The sequence below is a fragment of the Solemya velesiana gill symbiont genome, assembly GCF_002020805.1.
Lineage (GTDB): Bacteria > Pseudomonadota > Gammaproteobacteria > Chromatiales > Chromatiaceae > Sedimenticola_A.
In genome coordinates, this window is the sequence record NZ_MPRJ01000006.1 from 43,369 (window position 1) to 49,509 (window position 6,141).

6 protein-coding genes are annotated in these 6,141 nt (G+C 57.6%); 5 read left to right on the top strand and 1 reads right to left on the bottom strand.

What is annotated here, in order from left to right; all coding sequences use genetic code 11:
• Nucleotides 1-39: 39 nt before the first annotated feature.
• The 5 genes from rpe to trpD all read left to right on the top strand — a co-directional run bounded on the left by rpe (nucleotide 40) and on the right by trpD (nucleotide 5,086).
• Nucleotides 40-726 carry a ribulose-phosphate 3-epimerase gene (gene rpe / locus BOW53_RS01645; RefSeq protein WP_078485782.1) on the top strand — a complete coding sequence of 229 codons (687 nt, stop codon included), beginning with the start codon at nucleotides 40-42 and terminating at the stop codon, nucleotides 724-726.
• A 70-nt stretch (nucleotides 727-796) separates the two neighbouring features.
• Nucleotides 797-1,471 (top strand): phosphoglycolate phosphatase, encoded by a 675-nt coding sequence (locus tag BOW53_RS01650; RefSeq protein ID WP_078485783.1) that lies wholly within the window; start codon nucleotides 797-799, stop codon nucleotides 1,469-1,471.
• A gap of 242 nt (nucleotides 1,472-1,713) precedes the next feature.
• The gene (gene trpE, locus BOW53_RS01655) at nucleotides 1,714-3,207 is read left to right on the top strand and encodes an anthranilate synthase component I (protein WP_078485784.1); all 1,494 of its coding nucleotides are present in this window, start codon (nucleotides 1,714-1,716) and stop codon (nucleotides 3,205-3,207) included.
• 209 nt (nucleotides 3,208-3,416) lie between these two features.
• Complete coding sequence (locus BOW53_RS01660) at nucleotides 3,417-3,998, top strand: anthranilate synthase component II (RefSeq protein ID WP_078485785.1); 582 nt, start codon at nucleotides 3,417-3,419, stop codon at nucleotides 3,996-3,998.
• A 68-nt stretch (nucleotides 3,999-4,066) separates the two neighbouring features.
• Nucleotides 4,067-5,086 carry an anthranilate phosphoribosyltransferase gene (gene trpD, locus BOW53_RS01665; protein WP_078485786.1) on the top strand — a complete coding sequence of 340 codons (1,020 nt, stop codon included), beginning with the start codon at nucleotides 4,067-4,069 and terminating at the stop codon, nucleotides 5,084-5,086.
• A gap of 711 nt (nucleotides 5,087-5,797) precedes the next feature.
• On the opposite strand, the gene BOW53_RS12895 is transcribed toward trpD, so the two are convergent.
• Nucleotides 5,798-5,968: a hypothetical protein gene (locus tag BOW53_RS12895; RefSeq protein ID WP_216641078.1), complete on the bottom strand. Its 171-nt coding sequence runs from the start codon at nucleotides 5,966-5,968 to the stop codon at nucleotides 5,798-5,800.
• Nucleotides 5,969-6,141 lie beyond the last annotated feature (173 nt).

Here is a 6,141-nt window from a genome sequence, read left to right on the forward strand (position 1 = left end):
TGGCAATCCCCTTCCCGGGGCGGCTGAGGAGTATAAAAAATGTCTGACTATCTCATTGCACCGTCCATTCTCTCTGCCGACTTCGCCAAGCTGGGCGAAGAGGTGGACAACGTCCTGGCCTCGGGCGCCGATATCGTCCACTTCGACGTCATGGATAACCACTACGTGCCGAACCTGACCATCGGCCCCCTGGTCTGTGAAGCCCTGCGCAAGCACGGTGTCACCGCCGACATCGACGTGCACATGATGGTAAAGCCCGTTGACCGCATCACCCCTGACTTTGCAAAGGCCGGCGCTACCTACATCACTTTCCACCCCGAAGGCTCTGAACACATCGACCGCTCCCTGCAGCTGATTCGCGACCACGGCTGCAAATCCGGTCTGGTATTCAACCCTGCAACCCCACTCTCCCACCTGGACTATGTTCTGGACAAGGTCGATATGATCCTGATCATGTCCGTAAACCCCGGTTTCGGTGGCCAGAGCTTCATCCCTGCTGCCATGGATAAACTGCGCGCCTGCCGCAAGATGATCGACGATGCCGGCCTGGAGATCCGCCTGGAGATCGACGGTGGCGTCAAAGCAGAAAACATCGCAGAGATCGCCGCAGCGGGCGCCGATACCTTCGTGGCCGGTTCCGGTATCTTCGGCAAGGGCAAGGACAGCGACCCCAACCGCTACGACACCATCCTCGGCCAGATGCGCGAAAAACTCGCCAAGGTCTAAGATCGACCAAAACCTGTACCACAAGGGAAGATCTCTCCCCTGTGGTTACCATTGCAATGAAGTAAAACGTATGAACAAACCAAAAATGATTCTGATCGACCTTGACGGCACCCTGGTGGACAGCGTCCCCGACCTTGCCTACTGCGTCGATACCATGATGGAAAAGATCGGCCGCCCGCCCTACGGAGATGCCAAGGTACACGACTGGGTAGGCAATGGCGTAGAGCGCCTCACCCGCCGCGCCCTGATCGGCCAGCTCGAAGGCGAACCCACCGACGAGGAGTTCGAAAAGGCTTACCCGATCTTTCTGGGCCTCTACGACAAGCACAACGGCGAAAACTCCCACCTCTACCCGGGGGTGCGCGAAGGTCTCGACTACCTCAAGACCACAGGCATCCGCATGGGGTGTGTAACCAACAAGGCTGAACAGTTCACCGTACCCCTGCTCAAGGCACTGGAGGTCTACGATTACTTCGAGATCGTGATCAGCGGCGACAGCCTGCCCAAGAAGAAGCCGGACCCCATGCCACTGCTGCATGCTGCAGAGCACTTCGGCGTCAAATCTTCCGAGTCACTGATGTTGGGCGACTCGGTGAGCGACGTAAAGGCAGCCCGGGCTGCCGGGTTCGACATTGTCTGCATGAGCTACGGTTACAACCACGGCAACGACATCCGGGATGCCAACCCGGACCATGTTATCGACTCGTTCGTGGAACTCGAAGGCCTGCTGACCAAGGCGGCATAGGCTATCGACTGTTCGGTGGGCTGGGTGAAACCAACCCACCGACACCCACTGGATAGTTATTCCAAATTAGATTATCGTTAGCCCTTCTTTTATTAACCTGACTATCTGATACCTCGGGTTATTACAAAGGTGAATCATGTACCTTACGCACCACCACAAGACGTTGAAAACAGGCACGCGATGGCGCTGGTGACGCTCGTTCATCACCCAATCCTGTTTAATACCCTTGTGTAGAGAGGAACATGACTCCCGAACAGTTCGACACGCTGGCCGCGAAAGGCCACAACCGCATCCCCGTGATGTGCGAGGTCCTGGCAGATCTCGACACCCCGCTGAGCGTCTACCTCAAGCTCGCCGACGGCCCTCACTCCTACCTGTTCGAATCGGTACAGGGGGGCGAGAAATGGGGTCGCTACTCGATCATCGGCCTGCCCTGCCGCACGCTACTGCGCATCAAGGGACACACGATTACTGTCGAAACAGACGGCAAGGTGGTCGAGACCCACGCAGCGGATGACCCCCTGGCATTCATCGAGGGATTCCAACAGCGCTATCACGTGGCGGAGCACGAAAACCTGCCCCGTTTCACCGGCGGCCTAGTGGGCTACTTCGGATACGACACCATCCGCTATATCGAACCCAAGCTGGCCAACTGCCCCAACCCGGATCCCATCGACAACCCGGACATCATGCTGATGGTTTCCGATGAAGTGGTGGTGTTCGACAACCTGCGCGGGCGCCTCTATGTCATCGCCCACGAAGACCCCAGCAGCGGCGGCACCTTTGAGAAGGGACAACAGCGCCTGCGGGCCATCGCTGAACAGATGCGATCCGCCACGCCTGAACAGCCCCACAGGGAGCGCCGCACCATCGACGAATCCCACTTCGTCTCCGGTTTCTCCAAGGAGGGATTCAAGCAGGCGGTAGAGCGCACCAAGGAGTACATCCTGGACGGCGACTGCATGCAGACGGTGCTCTCCCAGCGCCTCTCCATTCCCTTCCATGCACCACCGCTGGATCTCTACCGCGCCCTGCGCGGACTCAACCCCAGCCCTCACATGTACTTTCTCAACATGGGCGATTTCCATATCGTGGGCTCATCCCCCGAGACCCTCACCCGGCTGGAAGATGGTGAAGTCACCGTGCGCCCCATCGCGGGAACCCGGCGCCGCGGCTACAGCGAAGAGGAAGACAAGGCCCTGGAGGAAGAGCTGCTGGCCGATCCCAAGGAGATTGCCGAGCACCTGATGCTGATCGACCTTGGCCGCAATGATACAGGCCGGGTCGCCAAAATCGGCAGCGTGAAACTCACTGACAAGATGGTGATCGAGCGCTACTCCCATGTCATGCACATCGTCTCCAACGTAATCGGCGAACTCAAGGAGGGCATGACCGCCATCGACGTGCTGCGCGCCACCTTCCCGGCAGGTACCGTGAGCGGCGCCCCCAAGATCCGCGCCATGGAGATAATCGACGAACTCGAACCGGTCAAGCGCGGCGTCTATGCCGGTGCCGTAGGCTACCTCTCCTGGAACGGCAACATGGATACCGCCATCGCCATTCGTACCGCGGTGATCAAGAACGGCACCCTGCATATCCAGGCCGGTGCCGGCGTGGTGGCCGACTCCAAGCCGGAACTGGAGTGGAAAGAGACCATGAACAAGGGACGCGCCGTCTTCCGCGCTGTCGCCCTGGCCGAGGCCGGCCTCACCGTCAACGACTGCACAGGAGCGTAATGTGCCCTACCTACCTGATAAGTGCATTTTCAGCGCCTCTGTTGTGTTTCGCAGCAAGGTGCAGGGCGCCGTTAATGGCAAGCCCTTAACAAGCACTGGAACGCAGCTGCGGAACACAACAAAGAGCGCCCTTCGGGTTCGCTTGTCAACGCCCACGGACTGCGTTGACAAGCGAACTGAAAACGCACTTATCACGTAGGTAGAGCACTATGCTGTTAATGATCGACAACTACGACTCCTTCACCTACAACCTGGTGCAGTACTTCGGCAAGCTGGGGGCTGATGTCCACGTCCACCGCAACGACGAGATCACGATCCGGCAGATCGAGGCGCTGAACCCTGAGCACCTGGTGATCTCACCCGGTCCCTGTACGCCCAACGAAGCTGGCATTTCAGTGGAGGCGATCAATACCTTCACCGGTCGCCTGCCGATCCTCGGCGTCTGCCTGGGTCACCAGTCCATTGGCCAGGCCTTCGGTGGCAAAATCGTCCATGCCCGCGAGGTGATGCACGGCAAGACCTCGCCCATCTTTCATGCCGACACCGGCATTTTCAGTGGGCTGAACAACCCCTACGAAGCGACCCGCTACCACTCACTGGTCATCGAGAAAGAGATCCTGCCAGAGTGCCTGGAGATCACCGCCTGGACCCAGAACGCCGACGGGGAGATGGACGAGATCATGGGCGTACGCCACAAGGAGTACAATGTCCAGGGCGTGCAGTACCACCCGGAGTCCATACTCACCGAGCACGGTCACGACCTTCTCAAAAACTTCCTTGAAGGGAAGTGAAAATACGGATAAGAGGTAGTCTTTGCATACCCTGCACCCGTAAATAAAGCATAAAAGGAGGTATCACAATGGAGATGCCACAAGCGATCAATCACGTCCTCGGGCACCACGACCTGAGCACTGAACAGATGACTGATGTGATGCGATCCATCATGACCGGCGGCGCCACACAGGCCCAGATCGGCGGCTTTCTGATCGGACTGCGCATGAAAGGGGAGACCGTCAGCGAGATTGCTGCAGCAGCCTCCGTAATGCGTGAACTGGCCACCAAGGTCGAGGTCAGCCCGGATAACCTGGTCGACACCTGTGGCACCGGCGGTGACGCCTCCGGTACCTTCAACATCTCCACTGCCAGTGCTTTCGTTACCGCCGCAGCCGGAGCCCGTGTCGCCAAACACGGCAACCGATCCATCTCCTCAAAGTCGGGCTCCGCCGATGTACTGGAAGCAGCTGGCGTAAACCTCAACCTCTCTCCTGAGCAGGTCGCTCAATGCGTTGAAGAGGTGGGCGTCGGCTTCATGTTCGCACCGGCACACCACGGCGCAATGAAACACGCCATCGCCCCCCGCAAGGAGATGGGCGCACGCACCATCTTCAACGTGCTCGGCCCCCTGACCAACCCGGCAAGCGCCCCCAACCAGGTACTTGGCGTCTTCAGTGATGAACTGCTCGACCCACTGGCCAACGTGCTCCAGAAGCTGGGTAGCCGCCATGTCATGGTGGTGCACGCCCGTGACGGCCTGGACGAAATCTCCGTCGGCGACAAGACCGAGGTGGCCGAACTGAAAGACGGACGGGTTCGCCGTTACGCTGTGCAGCCCGAAGATTTCGGTATGTCCCGCACACACATCGACGCGCTGAAAGCCGCCGACGCCACTGAAAGCCTGGGTATCATCCGCTCGGTGCTCGAAGACAACCCCGGCCCCGCCCGGGACATCGTCTGCCTCAACGCCGGCGCCGCCATCTACACCTCCGGCGTGGCGACGAGTCTCGCAGAAGGCGTGGAGAAAGCCAGCGAAGCGATCACCAGCGGGGAGGCCAGAAACCGTCTCGACAAGCTGATCATCCTGACCCAGAGCTTTGAGTAAAAACAAAGGCCGGGCCACAGCCCGGCTTGCCCCTTGACCTTTGGCTGAGCTGCCGCCGGACATCTTATGGTAACAGGATGGCAATAAACTCGCGGCCATGGCGTTGCAGCCCAACTACAACATCGTCATCACGACATTCAGGCTTGGCGTCATAGCCGCCATCTCGTTGCCCCTGGGCGCCCTGACCTCGCGGCTCTTGATACCCGAAGACCGCTAGAGGCTTCGTTTTATGCTTGATACTATGGAGACTCAAAACCGCTAAAACAATACAATGCCCCAGCTGTCTTCAGTAGTTTGACTGGGATAAACGAACATAACCTCTCAACTTGCAGCAACAATAGACGACACGTTAATTCCCTATACGGCCACACCCGAGATCGAGCACATTATCTCGGGCATGGAGCGCACCGAGGACATTAAATTTTCACCTGACTGTAAGTGGATGGCTGTTGCCGCTTCCAACCACAACAAAATCTTCCTTTATTCTGTCCAAGCGAGCCTTCGACCTCGTGAAAGATTTTGGGACATCCAAGTCCCCAAAATCGACTCGGCCTTCGACAACCTATTAGTGCCCCGGACGTTCTGGTCACCGACCGCTACGCGATAACATCGCAAGCTCGTTACCGCTCCACTGTCGCCTCCCAATGACTACACGCCGTGTTCGGATGCCTACTTTGCTTCATCCACCTCACGAACTGTATGATAATCAGTTCAAGCTGCCTTGATTACCCGCATGGCGTCTCTTTTCTCGATAACAGGCATATCCTGGTTGCGAATCGGGGCAGGTTCGTAAACATCTTCCCAATGCCGCAAGAGCTGAAAGAGAATGCGGAAATCAACATAGAGCCTATAGCAACGATCAAAGGAAACCGAAAGGTTCATGTCAAAAGCCCCGGCTCCATAGATTCATTCAAGACAGGCGACAACAGTTATCGTATTTTCGCCTGCAATAACTACAGGCGGTTTCAAGTAATAACTGCAATTCAATTACGCAGCAAGCAAATCTACTTGCCGCCCCATAAATAATTCATTCGGTGATCGATAGCCTCTTGTGG